This window comes from Litorimonas sp., assembly GCA_029936425.1.
GTDB lineage: Bacteria > Pseudomonadota > Alphaproteobacteria > Caulobacterales > Maricaulaceae > Litorimonas.
In genome coordinates this window covers 1-1,178 of record JAPYSU010000148.1, presented here as the reverse complement: position 1 = coordinate 1,178, position 1,178 = coordinate 1, and the positions used below count along the sequence as shown (strand labels likewise).

At 38.7% G+C, this 1,178-nt stretch carries 2 protein-coding genes; both read left to right on the top strand.

Annotated features, from left to right (window positions below; all coding sequences use genetic code 11):
• The first annotated feature begins 277 nt into the window (after positions 1 to 277).
• Positions 278 to 499, top strand: coding sequence for a hypothetical protein (locus ACN0IC_RS15635; protein ID WP_416879672.1), 222 nt, complete (start codon positions 278 to 280; stop codon positions 497 to 499).
• Positions 496 to 798 carry a hypothetical protein gene (locus ACN0IC_RS15630; RefSeq protein WP_416879671.1) on the top strand — a complete coding sequence of 101 codons (303 nt, stop codon included), beginning with the start codon at positions 496 to 498 and terminating at the stop codon, positions 796 to 798. The genes ACN0IC_RS15635 and ACN0IC_RS15630 overlap by 4 nt, the downstream gene beginning before the upstream one ends.
• Positions 799 to 1,178: the final 380 nt, after the last annotated feature.

Genomic DNA, 1,178 nt, shown 5'->3' with positions numbered 1-1,178 from the left:
GAGTGATGTTCTCAGGAACGGGTGTATACATACATTGAATACGGTGTGGCCCAGTCCCTGATAGTGGTGGTAATGGGATTGACTGTGGCATTCATATCATGACCTTTGACTCAAGGATCCTGGGAACTTATTGAGAACTTTCTTTATTTTGTAAACAGCCTTCATGATTGTTACTTTGTTTCTGCTGTGATTTATGTGGAAACGAATTTACTTAAAATAAAATCTTTAAGACCACTAGTTTTACACATAGCTTTGAAGGGTCCTCTTCAGGTGTAGCATGCTGAAAGACTGGAACAACCTTCAAGACTCCTTTATAGTTACTCTTGACAATGATGATGATAACGACGACAGCATGGATGAAAATGGAAATCTTTTAAAGTGTTCTATGGATGATTCTGAAGATGAAAACGAAGTAAAAGAAGCCCTGGGCAAAGAAGATTCCTCAAAGAAGAGGAAGAGAATGAGAAATGCGAAGAGTATAAAATTTACAAAATCTTGAGTTCGTGTAGGAGAAGACCACCTGAAACAAAAGGTGAAGAATCACCTGAAGAATCTTCCAAAAGAAATGACCAGAAGAAAACCCGCCTCTACAAAAGAAATGAAGATGCATCTAGTGACAGAAAGGAGTTCTCAGAAGAAGGGTGTCCTGGGGTCGAGAGTGGAGAAGAACTAGAGGAAAGTTCTGAGGATGAAAACGAGGAGGTTTCCAAAAGTGAAAGAGAGGATTCCTCAGAGGAAGAATTCTCTAAGAGCGAGCAGGAAGAGAGTGAACAAAATGATAATGCTAATCATCATTAGCATTATCATTAGCATTAGCATTAACACCCAAAACACTGAATATGAAATATTCCTGTGATCAGTGTAACTATGAATCACCAAGACTATGTGAAGTGAAGAGACACAAGAAGTGTGTTCATGGAGGCACCAAGTATCAGTGTGATGAGTGTGGGCATGAGGCACCAGACATCAGGAATCTTAAGAAGCACATACTAGCTAACCATCTAGAGGGAAGAAAGTATTTATGTGATCAGTGTAAATTTGAATCAGAAAGACAATGTGATTTGACTAGACACAATAAGGAAGTTCATGAAGGCGTCAAGTATCAAGTCAAGTCAAGTCAAGTCAGGAAGAGAGTGAACAAAATGATAATGCTAATCATCATTAGCATTATCATTAGC

Excerpts from the sequence above, each read along its gene's own strand:
- ACN0IC_RS15635 (WP_416879672.1), top strand. The coding sequence starts at position 278 with ATGCTGAAAGACTGGAACAACCTTCAAGACTCCTTTATAGTTACTCTT.